At 71.4% G+C, this 22,973-nt stretch carries 21 protein-coding genes and 1 pseudogene; 16 read left to right on the top strand and 6 right to left on the bottom strand.

From position 1 onward, the window contains the following. Nucleotides 1-115: 115 nt before the first annotated feature. Together ACIQVL_RS45035 and ACIQVL_RS45030 are read left to right on the top strand one after the other, a co-directional pair. The gene (locus tag ACIQVL_RS45035; RefSeq protein ID WP_403441998.1) at nucleotides 116-1,321 is read left to right on the top strand and encodes a sensor histidine kinase; all 1,206 of its coding nucleotides are present in this window, start codon (nucleotides 116-118) and stop codon (nucleotides 1,319-1,321) included. Nucleotides 1,322-1,412: 91 nt separating this feature from the next. Next, a complete protein-coding gene (locus tag ACIQVL_RS45030) occupies nucleotides 1,413-2,087 on the top strand; it encodes a response regulator (protein WP_403441996.1) in 675 nt (224 codons plus the stop codon). Nucleotides 2,088-2,122: 35 nt separating this feature from the next. On the opposite strand, the gene ACIQVL_RS45025 is transcribed toward ACIQVL_RS45030, so the two are convergent. Then, nucleotides 2,123-3,223, bottom strand: a complete 1,101-nt coding sequence (locus ACIQVL_RS45025) for a DUF5937 family protein (RefSeq protein WP_403478418.1) — start codon at nucleotides 3,221-3,223, stop codon at nucleotides 2,123-2,125. A gap of 100 nt (nucleotides 3,224-3,323) precedes the next feature. Here ACIQVL_RS45025 and ACIQVL_RS45020 point away from each other — a divergent pair, with 100 nt between their 5' ends. Further along, the gene (locus tag ACIQVL_RS45020; RefSeq protein WP_403478417.1) at nucleotides 3,324-3,539 is read left to right on the top strand and encodes a hypothetical protein; all 216 of its coding nucleotides are present in this window, start codon (nucleotides 3,324-3,326) and stop codon (nucleotides 3,537-3,539) included. A 69-nt stretch (nucleotides 3,540-3,608) separates the two neighbouring features. Here ACIQVL_RS45020 and ACIQVL_RS45015 read toward each other — a convergent pair whose 3' ends face one another. After that, complete coding sequence (locus ACIQVL_RS45015; RefSeq protein WP_403478416.1) at nucleotides 3,609-4,787, bottom strand: threonine aldolase family protein; 1,179 nt, start codon at nucleotides 4,785-4,787, stop codon at nucleotides 3,609-3,611. A gap of 176 nt (nucleotides 4,788-4,963) precedes the next feature. Here ACIQVL_RS45015 and ACIQVL_RS45010 point away from each other — a divergent pair, with 176 nt between their 5' ends. The 10 genes from ACIQVL_RS45010 (at nucleotide 4,964) to ACIQVL_RS44965 (ending at nucleotide 13,506) form a co-directional block, all read left to right on the top strand. After that, on the top strand, nucleotides 4,964-5,920 hold the full coding sequence (locus ACIQVL_RS45010; protein ID WP_403478415.1) for a Rossmann-like and DUF2520 domain-containing protein: 957 nt from the start codon (nucleotides 4,964-4,966) through the stop codon (nucleotides 5,918-5,920). Next, a complete protein-coding gene (panC, locus tag ACIQVL_RS45005) occupies nucleotides 5,917-6,918 on the top strand; it encodes a pantoate--beta-alanine ligase (protein WP_403478414.1) in 1,002 nt (333 codons plus the stop codon). Before ACIQVL_RS45010 ends, panC begins: the two co-directional genes overlap by 4 nt. After that, the gene (locus ACIQVL_RS45000) at nucleotides 6,915-8,663 is read left to right on the top strand and encodes an L-aspartate oxidase (RefSeq protein ID WP_403441979.1); all 1,749 of its coding nucleotides are present in this window, start codon (nucleotides 6,915-6,917) and stop codon (nucleotides 8,661-8,663) included. The genes panC and ACIQVL_RS45000 overlap by 4 nt, the downstream gene beginning before the upstream one ends. Before the next feature lie 5 nt (nucleotides 8,664-8,668). After that, nucleotides 8,669-9,646 carry a carboxylating nicotinate-nucleotide diphosphorylase gene (nadC, locus tag ACIQVL_RS44995; RefSeq protein WP_403441977.1) on the top strand — a complete coding sequence of 326 codons (978 nt, stop codon included), beginning with the start codon at nucleotides 8,669-8,671 and terminating at the stop codon, nucleotides 9,644-9,646. 4 nt (nucleotides 9,647-9,650) lie between these two features. Next, nucleotides 9,651-10,448: a type III pantothenate kinase gene (locus ACIQVL_RS44990; RefSeq protein ID WP_089099902.1), complete on the top strand. Its 798-nt coding sequence runs from the start codon at nucleotides 9,651-9,653 to the stop codon at nucleotides 10,446-10,448. 369 nt (nucleotides 10,449-10,817) lie between these two features. Continuing rightward, on the top strand, nucleotides 10,818-11,435 hold the full coding sequence (locus ACIQVL_RS44985; RefSeq protein WP_403478457.1) for a hypothetical protein: 618 nt from the start codon (nucleotides 10,818-10,820) through the stop codon (nucleotides 11,433-11,435). An 83-nt stretch (nucleotides 11,436-11,518) separates the two neighbouring features. Continuing rightward, nucleotides 11,519-11,698: a hypothetical protein gene (locus ACIQVL_RS44980; RefSeq protein ID WP_403445479.1), complete on the top strand. Its 180-nt coding sequence runs from the start codon at nucleotides 11,519-11,521 to the stop codon at nucleotides 11,696-11,698. A gap of 162 nt (nucleotides 11,699-11,860) precedes the next feature. Continuing rightward, nucleotides 11,861-12,259, top strand: a complete 399-nt coding sequence (locus tag ACIQVL_RS44975; RefSeq protein WP_403445482.1) for a BlaI/MecI/CopY family transcriptional regulator — start codon at nucleotides 11,861-11,863, stop codon at nucleotides 12,257-12,259. Between the two features lie 9 nt (nucleotides 12,260-12,268). Next, nucleotides 12,269-12,802 carry an amino-acid N-acetyltransferase gene (locus tag ACIQVL_RS44970; RefSeq protein ID WP_351960932.1) on the top strand — a complete coding sequence of 178 codons (534 nt, stop codon included), beginning with the start codon at nucleotides 12,269-12,271 and terminating at the stop codon, nucleotides 12,800-12,802. 368 nt (nucleotides 12,803-13,170) lie between these two features. After that, nucleotides 13,171-13,506 carry an Lsr2 family protein gene (locus ACIQVL_RS44965; RefSeq protein ID WP_093500012.1) on the top strand — a complete coding sequence of 112 codons (336 nt, stop codon included), beginning with the start codon at nucleotides 13,171-13,173 and terminating at the stop codon, nucleotides 13,504-13,506. Here the strand turns inward: ACIQVL_RS44965 and ACIQVL_RS44960 are convergent. Then, on the bottom strand, nucleotides 13,485-14,171 hold the full coding sequence (locus ACIQVL_RS44960) for an SCO3374 family protein (protein ID WP_403445488.1): 687 nt from the start codon (nucleotides 14,169-14,171) through the stop codon (nucleotides 13,485-13,487). The two genes, ACIQVL_RS44965 and ACIQVL_RS44960, sit on opposite strands and share 22 nt — an antisense overlap. Before the next feature lie 430 nt (nucleotides 14,172-14,601). Here ACIQVL_RS44960 and ACIQVL_RS44955 point away from each other — a divergent pair, with 430 nt between their 5' ends. After that, nucleotides 14,602-17,127, top strand: a complete 2,526-nt coding sequence (locus ACIQVL_RS44955) for an ATP-dependent Clp protease ATP-binding subunit (RefSeq protein ID WP_403445490.1) — start codon at nucleotides 14,602-14,604, stop codon at nucleotides 17,125-17,127. A 75-nt stretch (nucleotides 17,128-17,202) separates the two neighbouring features. Here ACIQVL_RS44955 and ACIQVL_RS44950 read toward each other — a convergent pair whose 3' ends face one another. Beyond that, nucleotides 17,203-17,805, bottom strand: a complete 603-nt coding sequence (locus ACIQVL_RS44950) for an HAD family acid phosphatase (RefSeq protein WP_403445492.1) — start codon at nucleotides 17,803-17,805, stop codon at nucleotides 17,203-17,205. 477 nt (nucleotides 17,806-18,282) lie between these two features. Then, nucleotides 18,283-19,584: pseudogene (locus tag ACIQVL_RS44945) on the bottom strand (NACHT domain-containing protein); the annotation flags it as partial. Nucleotides 19,585-19,967: 383 nt separating this feature from the next. Between ACIQVL_RS44945 and ACIQVL_RS44940 the strand changes: the two are divergent. After that, nucleotides 19,968-20,519 (top strand): M23 family metallopeptidase, encoded by a 552-nt coding sequence (locus ACIQVL_RS44940; protein ID WP_403445495.1) that lies wholly within the window; start codon nucleotides 19,968-19,970, stop codon nucleotides 20,517-20,519. Nucleotides 20,520-20,526: 7 nt separating this feature from the next. Here the strand turns inward: ACIQVL_RS44940 and ACIQVL_RS44935 are convergent, their stop codons facing one another. Then, nucleotides 20,527-21,123, bottom strand: a complete 597-nt coding sequence (locus ACIQVL_RS44935) for a TetR/AcrR family transcriptional regulator (protein WP_403445497.1) — start codon at nucleotides 21,121-21,123, stop codon at nucleotides 20,527-20,529. 148 nt (nucleotides 21,124-21,271) lie between these two features. Between ACIQVL_RS44935 and ACIQVL_RS44930 the strand changes: the two genes are divergently transcribed. Then, the gene (locus ACIQVL_RS44930; RefSeq protein WP_403478413.1) at nucleotides 21,272-22,870 is read left to right on the top strand and encodes an MDR family MFS transporter; all 1,599 of its coding nucleotides are present in this window, start codon (nucleotides 21,272-21,274) and stop codon (nucleotides 22,868-22,870) included. Nucleotides 22,871-22,973 lie beyond the last annotated feature (103 nt).

The following is a 22,973-nucleotide window of genomic DNA, read 5'->3' as shown; positions in this document are numbered from 1 at the left end:
GCCAGACTAGGCGCACAGGTGATCACCTTCTCCACCTTGCGGAGTACGCGTGCGGAACAGGGATCGGCCCTTCGGTTGACCCCTGCACCTATCACGCTTCCCTACTCTGGGTTACGTGCAGCGCCTCTATGACTTCCTCCGCAGGCACCCGACATGGGTCGACAGCTTCTGGGCCGTCGTCCTGCTCGGGATCTCCGGCGCGAGCATCTGGAAGCTCGGCGAGGCCCAGGCGCACCACGGATCCGGGGCCGCCATGCTGGCCGTGTCCGTCGTGATGAGCGTCGTCGTCGCGCTGCGCCGCCGTTTCCCCGAGCCGATGCTGCTGCTGGCCGCGGCCACCGGCCTGGTCCAGCTGGTGCTGGACGTGGAGACGACCGTCGCCAACTTCGCCATGCTGGTGATCGTGTGCACCAACGCCGCCCTCGGCGCCCGCTGGGCGTCCCGGTTCGGCCTCTACGCGGGGCTGGCCGCCGCGCCCCTGGCGCAGATCCGGTGGCCGCAGCAGGAGGCGAGCTTCCCGGGGCAGGTCGCGATCGTGCTGTTCCAGACGGTGCCGTTCGTGCTCGCCTGGGTGCTCGGCGACTCCATGCGCACCCGCCGCGCCTACTTCGCGCAGCTGGAGGAGCGCGCCGCCCGGCTGGAGAAGGAGCGCGAGGCGCAGGCCAAGGTCGCGGTCGCCGCGGAGCGCGCCCGGATCGCACGCGAGCTGCACGACGTGGTCGCGCACAACGTCTCGGTGATGGTGGTCCAGGCCGACGGCGCCGCCTACGTCCTGGACGCCGCCCCCGACCAGGCGAAGAAGGCGCTGGAGACGATCTCCTCCACCGGCCGCCAGGCCCTCGCCGAGATGCGCCGCCTGCTGGGCGTGCTGCGCACCGGCGAGCACAAGGAGGTCGGCGAGTACGTCCCGCAGCCCGACGTGGAGCAGATCGACGACCTCATCGAGCAGTGCCGCACCTCGGGCCTGCCCGTCGACTTCAAGGTCGAGGGCACCCCGCGCCCGCTGCCCAGCGGCGTCGAGCTCACGGCGTACCGGATCGTGCAGGAGGCGCTCACCAACACCCGCAAGCACGGCGGCCCCAACGCGGGCGCCAGCGTGCGGCTGGTCTACTTCGACGACGGACTCGGCCTGCTGGTCGAGGACGACGGCAAGGGCGCCCCGCACGAGATGTACGAGGAGGGCGGCGCCGACGGCCAGGGGCACGGCCTGATCGGCATGCGCGAGCGCGTCGGCATGGTGGGTGGCACCCTCGACGCAGGCCCCCGCCCTGGCGGAGGATTCCGCATCAGTGCCCTGCTGCCGCTCAAACCGGCGCATTGACGCTGACGCACGCCCTCGGTTGACACCTGTCACGCCCCCCAAGGCCGAGCGGCCGCACAAGAACGAAGAACACGAAACGGAAGAGGACCCGATGACGATCCGCGTGATGCTCGTCGACGACCAGGTGCTGCTGCGCACCGGGTTCCGGATGGTGCTCGCGGCCCAGCCGGACATGGAGGTCGTCGCGGAGGCGGGCGACGGCGTCGAGGCCCTCCAGGTGCTCAGGTCCACCGCCGTGGACGTCGTCCTGATGGACGTGCGCATGCCCAAGCTGGACGGAGTGGAGGCCACCCGCCGCATCTGCGAGCAGCCCGACCCGCCCAAGGTGCTCATCCTGACCACCTTCGACCTCGACGAGTACGCCTTCTCGGGGCTGAAGGCGGGCGCCTCCGGCTTCATGCTCAAGGACGTGCCCCCGGGCGAGCTGCTGGCCGCCATCCGTTCCGTGCACAGCGGCGACGCCGTCGTCGCGCCCTCCACCACCCGGCGCCTCCTCGACCGGTTCGCGCCGATGCTGCCCGCCGTCGGCGGGGAGCCCCGGCACCAGGAACTGGACCGGCTCACCGAGCGCGAGCGCGAGGTGATGGTGCTGGTCGCGCAGGGCCTGTCGAACGGCGAGATCGCGAGCCGGCTGGTGCTGTCCGAGGCCACCGTGAAGACCCATGTGGGCCGCATCCTGACCAAGCTCGGGCTCCGGGACCGCGTGCAGGTGGTCGTGCTGGCCTACGAGACGGGGCTGGTGCGGGCGGGCGGCGGGTCCGCCTGAGGAACCGCCGTACCGGGCGGGCCGCCGGCGGGCCGCTAGCGGAGTATCCCTTCCAGGAAGTCGCTGCCAAGCCGGGCGACGACGGTCACGTCCAGCTGGTGCAGCACGTACCGCCCGCGGCGGCGGGTGGAGACCAGACCCGCCTTCTTGAGCACGCCGAGGTGGCGGGAGACCTCGGGTGCCGTCAGGCCGAGCACTTGTGCCAGCTCGCTGGTCGTGTACACGCTGCGCGCCAGATGCCGGCACAGCCGCATCCGGACCGGATGGGACAGCGCGGCCATCCGCAGGGCGAGCTGTTCCACCGACGGCGGTGAGGCCAGCTCCGGCGAACCGACGGGATAGTGCAGCACAGGCTGCCAGCCGTAGCGGTGCAGCACCATCAGGTGCGGCCAGCCCAGGCTCGTGGGTACCAGCAGGAGGCCGTCGGACGCGGTCACGCAGTGGCGGTCGGTGAGCTTGTCCACGGTGATCCGCGCGGCGGCCTCGTCGACGGTCACGGCGGGCGAGATCGAGGCCAGCGCCTCGGCCAGCCCCCTGCGCCGCAGCACATCGGTCTTGTGGCGGGCGTCCGCCGCCAGCTGGTGGCGCAGTCGCGACCATGCGTCGTCGAAGAACGCCTCCGCGCAGTCCTCCAGGAACCGGCGCAGCCACGCACGGACCACCGGAGGGTTGTCGAGGAGACGGCGGGCGAACCGGGTCTGCCGGGGCCCGCGCGAGGCGGCCACCTCGAGCGCCCGCTCGCGCACGGCCGGGTCCGACAGGATGTCCTGGGCCTGCCCGTCGTACGCGAAAACGCAGGTGAACTCCAGGGCCGCGTTCACGAACTGTTCGTCCGTCAGCTTGTCCAGCAGGTCGAGTTCCTCGGTGAGCGTGCCGCCCGGGGCGGCGCCCGGCAGTCCCGCGTACGGCAGGAACAGGTCCGAGAACGTCGCCCGCCACAGGAAGTCCGCCTCGCACATCCGGTCGGCCAGATGCGGCTCCAGGCGGGCGGTCACACCGGTCACCCAACCCTGGAGGCCGGGATGGTGTCCGGGCTCGGACAGCGCGTGCAGCGCCATGCAGAGCTCGGCCAGGGGCGAGGGCACGACGGCGACCCTCTCCGGCCGCAGCCCCGCGATGTCGATACGTACGCCCATGTCCCCATCGTGCACCCCGCCACCGACAACGCCCCCGTGGATTGACGGCCGCCGTCAATCCACGGGACTGCGGCACGGTGGCGGCGCAGGCTGAGGAGCCATGAGCATCGTTCAGCAGTATCTGCTCGACACGTACCGTGCCCGGCAGCACGGGGAGGCCGCGCCGCCGGCGCCGGGCGCGCACGTGGTGCGCGTGGTGCGCGAGTACCGGCGGTTCCGTGCCGTCGTTGCCGTGCGGTCGGCGCGGGGGCGGGTGTGGGGCGCGGTGGTGCGGGTTGCGTGCGGTGGTCGCTCGCGCAGATCCCCGCACCCCTGACGGGGCGCTCCGGTACCGGGCGTGCGCCCCCGGCGCGAGGTGACCGGGGCAACCGTCGGCGCGGGGCGCCTAGGGCAACCGTTCGACGAAGTCCGCGACCGCCGCTCGCACGTCCTCCGCCGTCCACTCCAGGCCCGCCTCCGTCACCGTCACCTCGGTCATCGACAGGCTCGGGCCCTTCGGCTCCCAGAAGCCGGGGAAGAGGTAGGTGCCGGTCTCCTCGGCCTGGCGCAGCGCCCTCTCCAGCAGTACGTCGGCGTCGTACGGCAGCCAGACCTGGAACTGGTGGGTGTGCGGTGGCTCGGGGTGGATGCGGGACCAGGGGACGCCCGCCTCGGTCAAGCCGTCCCGCAGGGCTGCGGCGACCACGCGCGCGTGGCGGACGTAGTCCGGGAGGCGGGGCAGTTCACGGTCCAGGCCGGCCAGGGCCGCCAGGGCGCTCGGGAACTGCTGGAAGACCAGGCCGCCGTAGCGGTGGCGCCAGGTCTTCGCCTCCTCGACCAGGGACTTCGGGCCGGCCAGCGCGGCACCGCCGAAGCCGTCGAGGGACTTGTAGAACGACACGTAGACGCTGTCCGCCAGGTCCGCGATCTCGGAGAGGGGGCGCCCGAAGTGGACGGTGGCCTCCCACAGGCGCGCGCCGTCGAAGTGCACCACGGCGTCGCGCTCCCGCGCCGCCTCCACCAGCTCCGTGAGCTCCTCCCAGGAGGGCAGCACGAAACCGGCGTCCCGCAGGGGCAGCTCCAGCATCAGCGCCCCGAAGGGCTCCGCGAAGTCGCGTATCTCCTGGGCGGTCGGGAGCCGGGGCTCGCCGGTGACGCGCACGGTGCGCAGGCCGGCCACCTCGCGGAGGGCGTTGCGCTCGTGCACCTCGGGGTGGGCGAGGGCGTGCAGGGCGACCGTGCGGTTGCCGGTGCGGGCCGCCCAGCAGCGCAGGGCGACCTGCTGGGCCATCGTGCCGGTCGGGAAGAACGCGGCGGCCTCCGTGCCCAGCAGGGCCGCGACGCGCCGCTCCAGGGCCTCGACGACGCCGTTGCCGTAGACGTCCGACGGTTCGTCCAGGTCGTACACCCCGGGAGCCGCCTCCAGGAGCCCCGCGAGCCGTTCGCGGAGCGAGGCCCGCACGCCCACGCGCGCCAGGACGCGGCTGGCGCCCCGGTAGGCGGCGGAGCGCCGCTCCCGCATCCGGTCCTCCGCCGACAGGGGTTCCTTCGGCTGCTCGTCCTGGGCCGTGGCCGTATCGCTCATGCCGTGGATGATGCCGTGGCACGGCGGCCGGGGGCCCGTCATTTTCCTCCGCGCCGCCGGTGTGATCCGTCACCCACAGCCTGTGGACGGCCGATCGGCCCCGGACCGGATAGCGTTAACATGACGAGAAATCGTCCGGTACCCAGAGCGGACTGGAACGGGAAGGCCACCCTCGCGTGAGTACAGTCCAACAGCCAGACCCCAGTGACCGCCCCGCGCGGCTCACCGTCGGCGTGGTCGGCGCCGGCCGGGTGGGCCCTGCGCTGGCCGCGTCCCTGCGGCTCGCCGGACACCGCCCGGTGGCCGTCTCCGGGGTCTCCGACGCCTCCCGGCGGCGCGCCGAGGCCATGCTGCCCGACGTCCCGCTGGTACCCCCCGCCGAGGTCCTCCAGCGCGCCGACCTGGTCCTGCTGACCGTCCCCGACGACGCCCTGCCCGGCCTGGTCGCCGGCCTCGCCGAGACCGGTGCCGTACGCCCCGGCCAGCTGCTCGTGCACACCTCCGGGCGGTACGGCGCGAAGGTCCTGGACCCGGCCCTGCGCGCGGGCGCGCTGCCGCTGGCCCTGCACCCCGCCATGACCTTCACCGGGACGCCGGTGGACGTGCAGCGGCTGGCGGGCTGCTCGTTCGGGGTGACCGCGCCCGAGGAGCTGCGGCTGGCCGCCGAGGCCCTGGTCATCGAGATGGGCGGCGAACCGGAGTGGATCTTCGAGGAGAACCGCCCGCTCTACCACGCGGCCCTCGCCCTCGGCGCCAACCACCTGGTCACCCTGGTCGCCCAGGCCATGGAGCTGCTGCGCACCGCCGGCGTGGAGGCCCCCGACCGGATGCTCGGCCCGCTGCTCGGCGCCGCCCTGGACAACGCCCTGCGCTCCGGTGACGCGGCGCTGACCGGGCCGGTCGCGCGCGGGGACGCGGGCACCGTCGCCGCGCACGTCGCGGAGTTGCGCAGGCACGCCCCGCAGGCCGTCGACGGCTACCTGGCGATGGCCCGCGCGACCGCAGACCGGGCGCTCGCGCACGGCCTGCTGAAGCCGGAGCTCGCCGAGGACCTGCTCGGCGTCCTCGCCCACAGTGCCGACGGCGGCAACGGCACGACCGGTACCGACGGCACCGAGGGGAACTCCCGATGAGCACCGCTCTGCTGCACACCGCCGACGAACTGCACGCGCGCGTGCGGCACGGCCGCCGTGCCGTCGTGATGACCATGGGCGCCCTGCACGAGGGCCACGCCACCCTGATCCGGACCGCGCGCCAGATCGCTGGCCCGGACGGCGAGGTCGTCGTCACGGTCTTCGTCAACCCGCTCCAGTTCGGGGCCGGCGAGGACCTCGAGCGCTACCCGCGCACCCTGGACGCCGACCTGAAGATCGCCGAACAGGCCGGTGCGGACGTGGTGTTCGCCCCCTCCGTCGACGAGGTCTACCCGGGCGGGGAGCCCCAGGTGCGGGTCACCGCCGGTCCCATGGGCACGGTCCTGGAGGGCGCCTCCCGCCCCGGGCACTTCGACGGCGTCCTCACCGTCGTCGCCAAGCTGCTGCACCTCACCCGGCCCGACGCGGCCCTGTTCGGGCAGAAGGACGCCCAGCAGCTGGCCGTGATCCGGCGCATGGTGCACGACCTGAACTTCGGCATCGAGATCGTCGGCGTGCCGACCGTGCGCGAGTCCGACGGGCTCGCGCTGTCCAGCCGCAACCGCTACCTGTCCGTCGACGACCGGCGCACGGCGCTCACGCTGTCCCGCGCGCTGTTCGCCGGCCGCGACCGGCACGCGGCACAGGAGGCGCTGCGCGCGCGGGCGTTCGAAGTGCCGTCCACGCGGGCGCGTGCCGAGGCGCTCAGCGCCATAGGCGAGTCCCGTGCGGCCGCGGACGCGCACGCCGTCGCCAAGGCCGTGCCGAACGCCGCCGCGGCGGTCCGCGCGGCCGCCCGCCAGGTCCTGGACGAGGCCGTCCACTTCGACCCGCCGCTCGAACTGGACTACCTGGCCCTGGTCGACCCGTCCGACTACACCGAGATCGACGACGACTTCACCGGAGAGGCCGTCCTCGCCGTCGCCGCCCGGGTCGGCACGACCCGGCTGATCGACAACCTTCCGCTCACCTTCGGAACCCTCGGAGCCGCCTCGTGACCAGCACAGGCACCAGCAGCACAGGCACCAGCACCGGCATACGACTGCACGCGCCCGCCCCCGGGTGGAGCATCTCGGCGGACGTGGTCGTCGTCGGGTCCGGGGTGGCCGGCCTGACCGCCGCCCTGCGCTGCCAGGCCGCCGGGCTCACCACGGTCGTCGTCACCAAGGCCCGCCTGGACGACGGCTCCACCCGCTGGGCGCAGGGCGGTATCGCCGCGGCCCTCGGCGAGGGCGACACCCCCGAACAGCACCTCGCGGACACCCTGGTGGCCGGCGTCGGCCTCTGCGACGAGGACGCGGTACGGATCCTCGTCACCGAGGGCCCCGGCGCGGTACGGCGGCTCATCGACACCGGCGCCATCTTCGACGAGTCCTCCGAGGGCGGCCTGGACCTCACCCGCGAGGGCGGCCACCACCGGCGCCGGATCGCGCACGCGGGCGGCGACGCCACCGGCGCCGAGGTCTCCCGGGCCCTGGTGGAGGCGGTACGCGCGCGTGGCCTGCGCACCTTCGAGAACGCGCTCGTCCTGGACCTGCTGACCGACGCCGAGGGCCGTACGGCCGGTGTCACCCTGCACGTCATGGGCGAGGGCCAGCACGACGGCGTGGGCGCCGTGCACGCCCCCGCGGTCGTCCTCGCCACCGGCGGCATGGGCCAGGTGTTCTCCGCGACCACCAACCCGTCGGTGTCGACCGGCGACGGCGTGGCGCTCGCCCTGCGGGCCGGCGCGGAGGTCAGCGACCTCGAATTCGTGCAGTTCCACCCGACCGTGCTCTTCCTCGGCCCGGACGCGGAGGGCCAGCAGCCGCTGGTCTCCGAGGCGGTGCGCGGCGAGGGCGCCCACCTGGTCGACGCCGACGGCGTGCGCTTCATGGTGGGGCAGCACGAACTGGCCGAGCTGGCGCCCCGGGACATCGTCGCCAAGGGGATCATGCGGCGCATGCAGGAGCGGGACGCCGAGCACATGTACCTGGACGCCCGGCACTTCGGCGCCGACATGTGGGAGCACCGCTTCCCGACCATCCTGGCCGCCTGCCGGGCCAACGGCATCGACCCGGTCACCGAGCCCATCCCGATAGCGCCCGCCGCCCACTACGCCTCCGGGGGCGTACGCACCGACGCGCGCGGGCGCACGACCGTCCCCGGGCTCTACGCGTGCGGCGAGGTCGCGTGCACCGGCGTGCACGGCGCGAACCGGCTCGCCTCCAACTCCCTCCTCGAAGGCCTCGTCTACGCCGAGCGCATCGCCGCCGACATCGCGGCGGCCCGCGCGGACCACGGCCTGCACGCGCGCGTGCCCGCACCGGTCGCGCACCCCGAGAAGCCCGCGCACCCGCTGCTCGCCGCCGAGACACGCTTCGCCATCCAGCGGACAATGACCGAGGGCGCCGGCGTGCTGCGCTCCGAGGAGTCCCTGGCCAGGGCCGCCGCACAGCTCCAACGGCTGCACACGGACGCCCGCGACGCCCTGGACGAGAACGGCAAGACCGCCGAGCCCGGCGTCGACACCTGGGAGGCCACCAACCTCCTGTGCGTCGCGCGCGCGCTCGTCGAGGCGGCCCGCCGCCGCGAGGAGACCCGCGGCTGCCACTGGCGCGAGGACCACGCCGACCGCGACGACGCCCGCTGGGCGCGGCACATCGTCGTACGGCTGAATCCGGACCGGACGCTGGCCGTCGGCACCACCGACACCGCAGACTTCCCCCCTACCCGGCCGCACCAGCCACACCAGGAGCAGTGACAGACGTGAGCACCAACGACCTTCCCCTCGCCGACGGCGGCGGCTGCGGCGACGGCTGTGCCTGTGGCGCCGAGGGCGACGAGGAGTACCTGGAGTGCGGGCTCGACCCCGCGCTCGCCGACCTGCTGGCCGCCGCCGGGCTCGATCCCATCGAGGTCGAGGACGTCGCCAACGTGGCCATCCAGGAGGACCTGGCGGGCGGCCTGGACGTGACGACCGTCGCGACCATCCCCGAGGAGGCGGTGGCGACCGGCGACTTCGTCGCGCGCGAGGCCGGCGTCGTCGCCGGCCTCCGGGTCGCCGAGGCCGTGGTCTCGGTGGTCTGCACCGACGAGTTCGAGGTGGAGCGGCACGTCGAGGACGGCGACCGGGTCGAGGCCGGGCAGCCGCTGCTGTCGATCACCACCCGCACCCGCGACCTGCTGACCGCCGAGCGCAGCGCGCTGAACGTCCTGTGCCGCCTCTCCGGCATCGCGACCGCCACGCGCGCGTGGGCGGACGAGCTGGAGGGCACGCAGGCACGCGTGCGTGACACCCGCAAGACCACCCCGGGGCTGCGCTCCCTGGAGAAGTTCGCGGTGCGCAGCGGCGGCGGCGTCAACCACCGGATGTCGCTGTCCGACGCGGCCCTGGTCAAGGACAACCACGTGGTCGCCGCGGGCGGCGTCGGACCGGCCTTCAAGGCCGTCCGGGAGGCGTTCCCGGACCTGGCGATCGAGGTCGAGGTCGACACCCTCCACCAGTTGCGCGAGGTCGTCGACGCGGGCGCCGACCTGATTCTTCTGGACAACTTCACGCCGGGGGAGTGCGAGGAGGCCGTCGCGATCGTCGGCGGCCGGGCATTCCTGGAGGCGTCCGGGCGGCTCACGCTGGACAACGCGCGGGCGTACGCCGAGACGGGCGTGGACTTCCTGTCCGTCGGTGCCCTCACCCACTCCTCGCCGATCCTGGACATCGGCCTGGACCTGCGCGAGGCGGAGTGACGCCATGCTCCTCACGATCGACGTCGGCAACACGCATACCGTCCTCGGGCTCTTCGACGGCGAGGACATCGTCGAGCACTGGCGCATCTCCACGGACGCGCGCCGTACCGCGGACGAGCTGGCGGTGCTCCTCCAGGGCCTGATGGGCATGCACCCGCTGCTCGGCGACGAGCTGGGCGACGGCATCGACGGGATCGCGATCTGCGCGACCGTGCCGAGCGTGCTGCACGAGCTGCGTGAGGTCACCCGGCGGTACTACGGCGACGTGCCGGCGGTGCTGGTGGAGCCCGGGGTGAAGACCGGGGTGCCGATCCTCACCGACAACCCCAAGGAGGTCGGGGCGGACCGCATCATCAACGCGGTCGCCGCCGTCGAGCTGTTCGGGGGACCGGCGATCGTCGTCGACTTCGGGACGGCGACGACCTTCGACGCGGTGTCCGCGCGCGGGGAGTACGTCGGGGGTGTGATCGCGCCCGGGATCGAGATCTCCGTGGAGGCGCTGGGCGTCAAGGGCGCGCAGCTGCGGAAGATCGAGGTGGCACGGCCGCGGAGTGTGATCGGCAAGAACACGGTGGAGGCCATGCAGGCGGGCATCGTGTACGGGTTCGCCGGGCAGGTCGACGGGGTGGTCGGGCGGATGGCGCGGGAGCTGGCGGACGATCCGGACGACGTGACGGTGATCGCCACCGGTGGGTTGGCACCGATGGTCCTTGGGGAGTCGTCGGTGATCGACGAGCACGAGCCGTGGCTGACGCTGGTGGGGCTGCGGCTGGTGTACGAGCGGAACGTGTCGCGGATGTGAGCGGGTGGTGGGGGCGGGCGTGGGTCTTCTCGCCCCCGCCGCCCCTACCCGTCCCGTCCTTCCAGGGGGTGGGCCCCCTTCGACCGCCCGGTTCGGGGGCTGCCGCCCCCGGACCCCCGCTTCGGCCTCCGGCCTCGTCCTCAAACGCCGGACGGGCTGGTGGGAGTGCGGATCGGCTTTCGTCCTCAAACGCCGGACGGGCTGGTGGGAGTGCGGATCGGCTTTCGTCCTCAAACGCCGGACGGGCTGGCAGGACCGGCGGCGGCCAGGTGGGTGGCCCTGTTGCGCCACACCCGGTCGCTATGTCGAGTTTGTCTGATTTACGCGTATCTTCGGTCCATGCCCACGCCATACGGATCCCGCGGCGGCATGGCGTTCGGTGCGGAGGAGCTGCGTGTGCTCCGCCGTGCCCTCGCCCTCGCCCTTCACCCCGGTCCCGTCTCCGCCGAGGACGTCAAGGACTGTCATCGGCTCGCCGAGTCGCTCGACGAGGCGATCGGCGAGGGGGCCCGGCTGCGTGCCTTCCTGGTGGCCGATCTGGCCCGGTACCGAGCCGCTCTGCCGGGGGCCGCCGCCGGTTACCTCGCCCTTCTGGAGGAGGCGCTGGCGGCCGGGCACCGGCCCACCCCGGACGACCTCGCCGCGCTGCGGGCGCTGCGCGGGAACTCCGGTGCCGCCGCCCTGCTGGGCCGCTGCCAGGAGCTCGCCGAGCACGATGTGCGGGCCCGGCTCGCCCAGGGGGCCCGGAAGGTACCGGCACCGGCCGTTCCGGTCTCCAGGGTCCGGCTGACGGCCCTGCCCGGCGGAGTGGCCGAGGAGTCGGAGAAGGAGCCCAAGGAGAAGCCCGCGGAGCGGCCCGCGCCGCGGCCCGCGGCTCCCGGGCCCGCCGCTCCGAAGCGGCCCATCCCCACGCCGGGCGAGGTCTTTCCGCGGCGCCGGCCCGCCGCGCCGCCGGCCGGCCCCCCGCAGCAACTCGCCGCGGGCTGAGAAAACGGCAGTTGGCGGGGGGTTGCGGCGTGGTTCGCCCACCCCGCCCCTTTCGCCCGGTCCGCCGTGGCTACCCTGGACCCATGGACTACGTCTCCGCGCTCGTGCCTCCGGTCGTGATGGCCGTCTTCTTCATCGGTCTGGTCCGGGTGATCGTGAAGACCCAGGGCGGCGCCGCCAAGGCCAAGGAGGACGCCGCCGTCGACGCGGCCTTCGCGGAGAACGCCCGCCAGGCCGCCGTCCCCAAGACCGACGGCGTCTGAGAGCCGGGCCGCGCCCACTGCGGCATACCGCACCTTCCGGGGTGTACGCCCCTTTTGTTCGCCTTTGTTGGTGAAAGTGCACGTCCGGCACGCCATTGGGGAGATCTCCCACTATTGTTCTGAGCTGTGCCTCGCCCATTGGGAGAACTCGAAGACGCGGTCATGACGCGGGTGTGGAAGTGGAACCGCCCGGTGACCGTTCGAGAAGTCCTGGAAGACCTTCAGCAGGAACGGTCCATCGCGTACACCACGGTGATGACCGTTTTGGACAATCTCCATCAGAAGGGCTGGGTCCGGCGGGAGGCCGAAGGGCGTGCCTATCGATATGAGGCCGTCTCCACCCGGGCCGCCTACGCCGCCGCCCTGATGAACGAAGCCTGGTCGCAGAGTGACAACCCGGCCGCCGCGCTCGTCGCCTTCTTCGGGATGATGAGCGACGAACAGCGGCAGGCCCTGCGGGACGCCGTACGCATCGTGCAGGGGCCGGATAGCGAGAGGGAAGACCGGGAGGCTCCGCAAGGGGAGAACCCCGGCTCGGTGGCGGACGCCGGCGGGCGATAGCGTCCGCTCATGTCAGCGACGCGCCCCGAAGTCACCGCAAAAGCCATCACCGTCCGGCGGGCCCGGACCAGCGATGTCCCGGCCGTGCGCCGCCTCCTCGACGTGTACGTTCGCGACCGCATCCTGCTCGACAAAGCCATGGTGACGCTTTACGAGGACATCCAGGAGTTCTGGGTCGCGGAACGCGACGACAACGCCGAGGTGGTCGGCTGTGGCGCACTGCACGTGATGTGGGAAGACCTCGCGGAAGTGCGCACTCTCGCGGTGAACCGCAGCCTCAAGGGTGCCGGTGTCGGTCATCAGTTGCTGGAGAAGTTGCTGGAGACCGCACGTTGGCTTGGTGTTCGCCGCGTTTTCTGTCTGACCTTCGAAGTCGAGTTCTTCGGGAAGCACGGCTTCGTGGAGATCGGGGAGACACCCGTGGACACCGATGTCTACGCGGAGCTGCTGCGTTCCTATGACGAGGGTGTTGCGGAGTTCCTCGGACTCGAACGAGTGAAACCGAACACCTTGGGCAACAGCCGGATGCTTCTGCATCTGTGATCGCCGAGAGGGATCGAGAGGGATCCCTCCGGATCGACGGGGATCCATCCGGATCCAGAGGGGTCCAGATCCCTCCGGATCCATCCGGAGGGATCGCGGCGGACAAGGGTCGCCGAGGCAGAGATGAGCAGAGATGGGGCGGAGATCGGCCCGCTATTCCGGGCACCCCTCCTTGCCCCGGTGCCCTATGTCCGAAACGCGCATGTTTCCGGGTGGGAGCGGGCCCCTCGGCCTCTCCCAGGGGTTTGTGTTTTTCCCGCAAAAGCGGTTTGCTTTCCGACGTACTGCAGTACTGCATATAACAGGGGGCGGCGAAACGGCGGGCGCCGTACACCCCGGTCCTGAAGTTATCGATGAAAGGAAATCCGGTGGCACAGAAGGTTCAGGTCCTTCTTGTCGACGACCTCGACGGCGGCGAGGCGGACGAGACCGTGACGTTCGCGTTGGACGGCAAGACCTACGAGATCGACCTCACGACCGCCAATGCGGACAAGCTGCGCGGTCTTCTCGACCCCTATGTCAAGGGCGGCCGGCGTACCGGTGGCCGTGCTTCGGGCGGACGCGGAAAGGCCCGTGCGGCTTCCGGCGGCAGCCAGGACACCGCGCAGATTCGCGCGTGGGCCAAGGAAAACGGTTACGACGTCAACGACCGCGGCCGTGTTCCGGCGACGATTCGCCAGGCCTACGAGGACGCGAACGCCTGACTGTCCTCCGGCCCGTGGCCCGCGCGCCGCAGCCGGACGCGGTGGCACTCCGTGGCCAGCGTGTTCACCAGTCGCACGAGATCGGGGGCGCCTCCGACGCCCCCCACGGCCGACAGCGTCGGCAGCGAGGCCTCGACCTCGCACCCCGACTCGGGGGGCCGCAACCAGACGGCGGCCCCCTGCCCGGGCCCGGCCGGGCCCTCGGCGGATCCGGACGGCGGCCGGATTCCGAAGACCGTAGGTCCGGGCCGGGCCGGGGCGTCCATCGCGCCCCCGGCGCCCAGCGCCCGCAGGCGGAGACCGAGGGCCGGTGCGCCCCACTCCAGCCACGCCAGCAGCCCCGGCAGCTCCTCCGCGCTGCCCGCCGCCACCAGCAGCCGCATCCGGCCGTCCTGAAGGGCCACCGGAGAGCCCGGCACCAGGTGCCCGAGCGCCCGCAGGCCCGCCCGCGCCGGCACCTCCAGCACGTCGAAGCGCACGCCCGTGACCAGCCGCAGCGGCTCTCCGGGCGCCGCGGGCACCGTTGCCCACCCCAGATCGTTCTCGTACCAGTGCCGGACGGCGCCCGTTTCGGAACCGGCGTCGCACCCGGAACCGGAAGCGGAATCGAACGGACGACGGGGGTGCGGGACCGTTGAAGCGGCCAGAGGTGCGGTGCCAGCCATGCCGGGTGCAACCGCCCCGGAGCCGCCCGAGTTACGCTGGGTGTGCGTGTGGCTGCACACAGTTCCGTGAACGGGGGCGTCCGGGGGGCCGTAGAGACGCAAGGTTGTTCGCCCGTAGCGGAGGGACCGGGGTCCCACGGCATGGACTGTCAGTAGCAGCGGGTAAGACATCCCTAGTGGGAGGGGGCGACACGCAGGCGAGGCCGTCTCACGTTCGCCATCGGCGTACTGGCGGAAGGGGTAACTGCCTGGCCTGCGGGAACATCGTCTCGCACCATCGGGTTGGAGCAGATGTCGGCGTTCGGGGTCAGGAGGCCATCGACGGTGTCGGCAGTTGGAATGAGCGGTCCCCGCTTGCGGGACTAAGCTGCGGAAGGACAGGGAGGGGAAGTTCCCCCCACTGCCTGACCGCTCTGAGGAGCGATTAACGATGTTCGAGAGGTTCACCGACCGCGCGCGGCGGGTTGTCGTCCTGGCTCAGGAAGAAGCCCGGATGCTCAACCACAACTACATCGGCACCGAGCACATCCTCCTGGGCCTGATCCACGAGGGTGAGGGTGTCGCCGCCAAGGCCCTTGAGAGCCTCGGGATTTCGCTCGAGGCGGTCCGCCAGCAGGTGGAGGAGATCATCGGCCAGGGCCAGCAGGCCCCGTCCGGGCACATCCCCTTCACCCCCCGTGCCAAGAAGGTCCTGGAGCTGTCGCTCCGGGAGGCCCTTCAGCTCGGCCACAACTACATCGGCACGGAGCACATCCTGCTCGGCCTGATCCGTGAGGGCGAGGGCGTCGCCGCCCAGGTCCTGGTCAAGCTGGGCGCTGATCTCAACCGGGTGCGGCAGCAGGTCATCCAGCTGCTCTCCGGTTACCAGGGCAAGGAGACCGCCACCGCCGGCGGCCCTGCCGAGGGCACCCCCTCGACGTCCCTGGTCCTCGACCAGTTCGGCCGGAACCTCACCCAGGCCGCTCGTGAGTCCAAGCTCGACCCGGTCATCGGGCGCGAGAAGGAGATCGAGCGGGTCATGCAGGTGCTGTCCCGCCGTACCAAGAACAACCCGGTCCTGATCGGTGAGCCCGGCGTTGGCAAGACCGCCGTCGTCGAGGGCCTCGCCCAGGCCATCGTCAAGGGCGAGGTGCCCGAGACCCTCAAGGACAAGCACCTCTACACCCTCGACCTCGGCGCCCTGGTCGCCGGCTCCCGCTACCGCGGTGACTTCGAGGAGCGCCTGAAGAAGGTGCTCAAGGAGATCCGCACCCGCGGCGACATCATCCTGTTCATCGACGAGCTGCACACGCTGGTCGGTGCGGGTGCCGCCGAGGGCGCCATCGACGCCGCTTCGATCCTGAAGCCGATGCTGGCCCGCGGTGAGCTGCAGACCATCGGTGCCACCACCCTGGACGAGTACCGCAAGCACCTGGAGAAGGACGCGGCCCTGGAGCGCCGCTTCCAGCCCATCCAGGTCGCCGAGCCGTCCCTGCCGCACACGATCGAGATCCTCAAGGGTCTGCGTGACCGGTACGAGGCCCACCACCGGGTCTCCATCACGGACGAGGCGCTGGTCCAGGCCGCCACCCTGGCCGACCGGTACATCTCGGACCGCTTCCTGCCGGACAAGGCGATCGACCTGATCGACGAGGCCGGTTCCCGGATGCGCATCCGCCGGATGACCGCGCCGCCGGACCTGCGCGAGTTCGACGAGAAGATCGCCGCCGTCCGCCGGGACAAGGAGTCCGCGATCGACTCGCAGGACTTCGAGAAGGCCGCCTCCCTCCGCGACAAGGAGAAGCAGCTCCTGGCCGCCAAGGCCAAGCGGGAGAAGGAGTGGAAGGCCGGCGACATGGACGTCGTCGCCGAGGTCGACGGCGAGCTGATCGCCGAGGTCCTCGCCACGGCCACCGGCATCCCGGTCTTCAAGCTGACCGAGGAGGAGTCCTCGCGTCTGCTGCGCATGGAGGACGAGCTCCACAAGCGGGTCATCGGCCAGGTCGACGCCGTCAAGGCGCTGTCGAAGGCGATCCGCCGTACGCGTGCCGGTCTGAAGGACCCGAAGCGCCCCGGTGGCTCGTTCATCTTCGCCGGCCCGTCCGGTGTCGGTAAGACCGAGCTGTCCAAGGCCCTCGCCGAGTTCCTCTTCGGCGACGAGGACGCGCTGATCTCCCTCGACATGTCGGAGTTCAGCGAGAAGCACACGGTGTCGCGTCTCTTCGGTTCGCCCCCCGGCTACGTGGGCTACGAGGAGGGCGGCCAGCTGACCGAGAAGGTCCGCCGCAAGCCGTTCTCCGTCGTCCTCTTCGACGAGGTCGAGAAGGCCCACCCGGACATCTTCAACAGCCTGCTGCAGATCCTGGAGGACGGTCGCCTGACCGACTCCCAGGGCCGGGTCGTGGACTTCAAGAACACGGTCATCATCATGACGACCAACCTCGGCACCCGGGACATCTCCAAGGGCTTCAACCTGGGCTTCGCGGCCACGGGTGACACGAAGTCGAACTACGAGCGCATGAAGAACAAGGTCCAGGACGAGCTCAAGCAGCACTTCCGGCCCGAGTTCCTCAACCGCGTCGACGACGTGGTCGTCTTCCCGCAGCTGACGCAGGAGGACATCCTGCGGATCGTCGACCTGATGATCGGCAAGGTGGACGAGCGCCTCAAGGACCGGGACATGGGCATCGAGCTCTCCCAGTCCGCGAAGGAGCTGCTGTCCAAGAAGGGCTACGACCCGGTGCTGGGCGCGCGTCCGCTGCGTCGCACGATCCAGCGCGAGATCGAGGACACGCTGTCGGAGAAGATCCTCTTCGGCGAGCTGCGCCCCGGTCACATCGTGGTCGTCGACACGGAGGGCGAGGGCGACACCAAGACCTTCACCTTCCGCGGCGAGGAGAAGTCGGCCCTGCCCGACGTCCCGCCGATCGAGCAGGCGGCCGGCGGTGCCGGTCCGAACCTGAGCAAGGAGGCGTAGCCCTCCGGGGTGAGCCGAGAACAGGGGCCGGTGCTTTTCGAAGCACCGGCCCCTGTCGTGTGTCGTCCCGGCGGGTTACGACAGCTGGCCGTTGTAGTCCGGCAGCTTGAACGTGGTGTCGGCGTGGCCGCCCGAGAGGTCGGTGGCGCTGTTGCCGATGTTCGCGATGATGTCGTAGCCCTTGTTCTCGATGTCGACGCGCTGGGCGGTCTTGTAGGCGGCGACGTCCTTGAAGAGGTCGAGGAAGCCGCGGACGTAGAGGCCGGAGACCTGGTAGCCGTCGTGTTCGAGGTTGTACTCGGTGGGCAGGTAGATGATGCCGGGGCGGGCGGTGACGAAGAACAGCGAGACGCCGTGCTCCTGGGCGTACCTGGCCACGTTCAGGACCGGCTTGTTGGCCGGCTGCGGGAAGCTGAAGCCGAAGTCGGTCTCCAGCGTGGTGTTGTCGATGTCGAAGACGATCGCCTGCTTCTCGCCCGGCTTGGCGGCGGCGATCCGCTGCTTCAGGTAGGGCAGGGCCTGGTCCATCACGGACTGGCAGTCCCGCTGCCAGGTGGCGTAGTCGACCGTGGTGGAGCTGCTCTCCGTCGCGGCCTGGGCCGGCGCGGCCATCGCGGCGAGCGCGGCCACGGAGACGGCGGTGACGGATATGCGGCGGGTCCAGGTGCCTGTGGTCATCGGTGTGGGGTGTCCTCTCACGTCAGGTCCCAGCTGTGCAGTTGTGTCAGGGGCATGGTGAGTGCGCCAGGTGGCGGGGAGGGAACGACGGGGTTACTGGCGGGTAGGCCGGGGGAGGTGTGCGTCACACGACGCCGTGCGTCCCCTTGATGACAGGCGGGACGGGGAGCTGGGCGCGGATGTGTTCCGGCAGGTCGGTGAGGCCCGGGGAGAGCACCGCGGTCACCCTGCGCAGGCTCGGGAACAGGGTGCGGATCCGCGAGAGGTCCTCGGCGCCCGTGAGGTTGTTCAGCTGCAGGCCGGTGATGCCGCGCAGGGGCGGGCCGTGCCAGCCGACGGCCTGCCAGTTGATGCGCAGCTCGTACAGGGCGGGAAGGCGGGCGATCTCCTCGTAGTCCTCGGCAGAGGGGCTCTCGAAGAGGTTGGCGAGGCTGAGCTGCCGCAGGGACGCGGTGCAGCCCGCGCAGGCCGGTCCACGGCGTCGGCGCGGGCGGCGGTGTGCCAGCGCGCGATGAACGCGGCGGTCTCGTCCTGCCCCATCGGGGTGAGCTCGAGTTCGGCGAACCCGTCGGCCGCCAGCCAGTCCTCGCGTACGGCGGACGGGCGGGAGGTGACCAGCCACTGGTTGCCCGGGTAGGTGTCCAGCAGTTCGCGCAGCCAGCGGCGGGTGCGTTCGCGCTCGCGCTCCGGGATCTCGTCCAGGCCGTCGACCAGGAGCAGCCCGCGGCGGGCGGTGAGCACCCGGTCCGCCCAGCCGGCCGGCTGGTTCGCGTGGAAGGGGACGCGTACGGCGGTCAGGAACGCCTCGGGTGCCGGGAGCCCCTCCGGGCGGCGGACGAGGGTGCGCAAGGGGAGGACGAAGGGGATGCGGTCACCGCGTTCGCCGCGGGCCGCCGTGACCGCGAGCCACTGCACGAGGGTGGTCTTGCCCGAGCCCGCGACCCCGCGCAGCAGCACCCGGTCGTGGTCGGTCAGAGCCTGGTCGGCGGGCCGGGAGCGGGCGGCCATGGGGGCTCCGCGGGAGTCCGCCGCCTCGGCGCCGTCGGCGGGGTCCAGCGCCCGCAGGCCGAGGTAGGCGGCGTCGAGGGGCCAGCGGTCCGGGGAGTCGACCAGGTCGATGCCGTAGATGGTGAGCCTGCCGTGCCTGGTGGGGACGGAGGCGAGATAGCGGCGCTCGAAGGCCGGGTCCGGGCCGTCGACGGGCGGGGTACGGGCGATCAGCTCGTCCATCTTCGCGATCAGCTCGGACTGGCGCCGGGTCTGCTCGACCAGCGTGCGGGCCACAAAGGTGGAGCGGCGGCTGAAGAAGTCGAGGACGTGCAGGCACGCGGCCTCGGTGAGCGAGTCCAGGAAGAGGGCCGCGTCGGCGGAGAGGCCGGACGCCGGAGCCCGGCGCCGCAGCTCGCGGGCCAGTTCCCGGTGGCCCAGCCGTACGGCCTGTACGTCGTCCATGTCGAGGTCGCCGAGGCCGAGCAGCCGGTCGGCGAGAGCGGCGGCGACGGCCTCCTCCTCGCCAGGCGGGGAGGGGCGCTCGCCGGGTGAGCCGGATGAGCCCGGTGAGCCGGGCGGGTCGAGGGCCCGCTCCACCAGCCGGTGCGCGAGCCGTCGCAGCTCCTTTTCGGCCAGCGTCCGCCGCTCGCCCCGGAAGGACACCAGCGCCGACAGCCGTACCGGCCGGTCCACCAGCCCGGCACCCGGCCCGTCCTGCGGGAACAGCTTCTTGACCAGCGGGACCATCAGGCTCGACGCCAGCTTCGTGCCGAGTACCGCCGGATCCATCCCCGCCCACCCCCGTAGTCGCGCGAACGCCCGTCAGCGTAGTGCCCGTCACTTTTGGGCGGGGTCGGATCACGGGAGCCGGTGACATAGCGCACGGGCGGAATCTCCCCTACTAGGACGGATAGTGGGGGTTCCCTCCGGCACGGGCGGGGCCTTTGCCTCGACGTTGCGAGTCGGGCGTCGGCGCCGGGACGGGCTTGCCTGCTCGTGGGGCTTCTGTCAAGAAAGGGTCAATTTTCGAAGCGAATACTACGAGATGCCGTAGAAGGAAGACTTGAGCGGTTTCCGCCCTCCGGGTTACCAAGGGATGCCCCGTTCGGCGGCCGCCCCTGTGGGCCGGAGCTGCCGGAGGGGGGTCCTGTCGTCTACCCCACGAGGTTCCGATGTCCCTGCGCGCCGCTCTCCGTTCCCCCCGCACGTCCTCGCTCCGCAGGCGGGCCGCCGTTCTGGCCGCCGGTGTCGGGGTCACGGCCGTGGTGGGGTCGGGGGTCGCGTCGGCCGCCACCTCCAGTGCCGCCGCCTGGGTCGACCCGGTGAAGAAGTACACGCTCTCCGCGACCTTCAACCAGGCCGGCGGCATGTGGTCCGCCAGGCACAGCGGTCAGGACTTCGCGGTGCCGAGCGGCACCGACGTCGTCGCGGCGCACGGCGGCACCGTCGTCAAGGCCGGCGGCAACGGCGCCGGCGACGGCCCCGCGTACGGCAACGCCATCGTCGTCAAGCACGGCAACGGGCAGTACTCGCAGTACGCCCACCTGTCCCGCATCGACGTCAGGGTCGGCCAGATCGTCAGGACCGGTCAGCACATCGCCCGCTCCGGCAACACCGGCAACTCCTCCGGCCCGCACCTGCACTTCGAGATCCGTACGACCCCGAACTACGGCTCCGCGGTCGACCCCGTCGCCTTCCTGCGTGCCAAGGGCGTGACCCTCTAAGGGGCGGTCACGCGGGGTGCGAGCCCCGGTGGGCCTGGGTCACCAGGTCCACGGCGACCTCCAGGACGGCCTCGCGCTTCTCCCGGGGGTCGCCCTCGATGTCCTGCATCACGAACATGCCGGCGTGCAGGGTGAAGAGCGCGCTGATGCAGCGGATCTGGTCGGGCAGGGCCGCGTCCGGGTCGATGATGATGTTCCGCAGGCCGCGCATCCGGTCCTTGAAGGTGTCGCCGATCTTCAGTTCCCGGACCGTCGCCTGGTTCTCCTGCATGAACCGGAACAGCGGCTCGGCGTCGCCCAGCGCCCGGTGGTAGCGCCGTACGATCTCCTGCTTGGTCTCCAGGGTGTGCGGCTGGCCCTTGCCCCACTCGATCAGGTCGCCGATCGGCCGCGTCAGGTCCTCGAAGACGCTGACCAGGATCTCTTCCTTGGTCTTGAAGTGGTAGTACAGGGCCGCCTTGGTCACGTCGAGGTGCTCGGCGATCTCCCGCAGGGAGGTCTTCTCGTAGCCCTGCTCGGCGAAGAGTTCGAGTGCGACGTCCTGGATGCGCTGGCGGGTGTTCCCGCGGCGCTGCTGCTTGGTGCCGTCCATGGTGACGCTCATCCTCTTACTCCTCGCACTCCCGCGAAAACTTGCTTGCCGCCCGGCTAGTAAACTTACTTGACGCCCGGCTAGCAACGGGTCTAACTTCCGAGTGTACTGAACTAGCCGGGCGGCAAGTAAGTAGCTGTCGCCAGGGGGAGTGGGAGAGATGGCGGACACCCAGGCGGCCGAGACCGGCCAGGAAACACCGGAGGCACCGGCAGCGGTCGCGGTGCCGGCGAAGGAGCCCAAGAGCGTACGGGTCGTGATGCTCGCGCTCATGGTCGCGATGATGCTCGCGATGCTCGACAACATGATCGTGGGCACCGCGATGCCGACCATCGTCGGCGAGCTGGGCGGTCTTGAGCACCTGTCGTGGGTCGTGACCGCGTACACCCTCGCGACCGCGGCCTCCACCCCGCTGTGGGGCAAGCTCGGCGACATGTACGGGCGCAAGGGCGCCTTCATGACCTCCATAGTCATCTTCCTGATCGGCTCCGCGCTCAGCGGCATGGCCCAGGACATGGGCCAGCTGATCGGCTTCCGGGCCATCCAGGGCCTCGGCGCCGGCGGTCTGATGGTCGGCGTCATGGCGATCATCGGCGACCTCGTGCCGCCCCGTGAGCGCGGCAAGTACCAGGGCATGATGGCCGGCGTCATGGCGCTCGCCATGATCGGCGGCCCGCTGGTCGGCGGCACCATCACCGACAACTGGGGCTGGCGCTGGGCCTTCTACATCAACCTGCCGCTCGGCGTGGTCGCGCTGGCCGCCATCAGCGCCGTCCTGCACCTGCCGAAGAAGCGGAACAAGACGCGCATCGACTACCTCGGCGCCGGTCTGCTGACCCTCGGCATCACCTCGATCGTGCTGGTCACCACCTGGGGCGGCTCGCAGTACGCCTGGACGTCCGCGCGGATCATGGAACTGATCGCCATCGGCGTCGTCGCCCTGATCGGCTTCGTCTTCTGGCAGACCAAGGCCGCCGAGCCGGTCCTGCCGCTGCACATCTTCCGCAGCCGCAATTTCACCCTGATGTCGATCATCGGCTTCATCGTGGGCTTCGTGATGTTCGGCGCCACGCTGTTCCTGCCGCTGTACCAGCAGTCCGTGCAGGGCGCGTCCGCGACCAACTCCGGTCTGCTGCTGCTCCCGATGCTCGGCGCGATGCTGGTGACCTCGATGGTCGCCGGCCGGGTCACCACCAACACCGGCCGCTACAAGATCTTCCCCCTCGCGGGCGGCGTGCTGCTCACCGTCGGCCTGTACCTGCTGTCCACCATGGACACCGACACCACTCGGTTCATGTCCGGCGTGTACATGGCCGTGGTCGGCCTCGGCATGGGCTGCCTGATGCAGATCACCATGCTGGTCGCGCAGAACAGCGTGGAGATGAAGGACATGGGCGTCGCGTCCTCGTCCACCACCCTGTTCCGGACGCTCGGCTCGTCCTTCGGTGTGGCCATCATGGGCGCGATCTTCAACGACCGGGTCAAGGACGTCATGGCCGAGCGGGCCGGCTCGCTCGGCTCCAAGATCACGGAGCAGTCGGCGCAGCTGGATGCGAAGAGCCTGGCGAAGCTGCCGGCGGCGGCGCGCGAGGCGTACCAGCACGCGGTGTCGGCCGGTACCCACTCGGCGTTCCTGCTCGGTGCCGTGATCGCGGTGCTGGTGCTGGTGGCGGCGGTCTTCGTGAAGGAGGTCCCGCTGCGGGGCGGGCCGCAGAAGGCGGACGAGGCGGCGCCGATGCCGGCGGTCGAGGCGATCTGAGACCGGGTGCGGGGGGCGGGGGGGGGGGGGGGGGCCCCCCCCCCCCCCCCCCCGCCCCCGGGGCCCCGGCCCCCCCCCCCCGCCGCCCCGGCGGGCGGGCGCC

This window comes from Streptomyces sp. NPDC090499 (assembly GCF_044769305.1).
GTDB lineage: Bacteria > Actinomycetota > Actinomycetes > Streptomycetales > Streptomycetaceae > Streptomyces.
The sequence above is the reverse complement of the archived record's forward strand: the minus strand, read 5'-3'. Positions and strand labels throughout refer to the sequence as shown.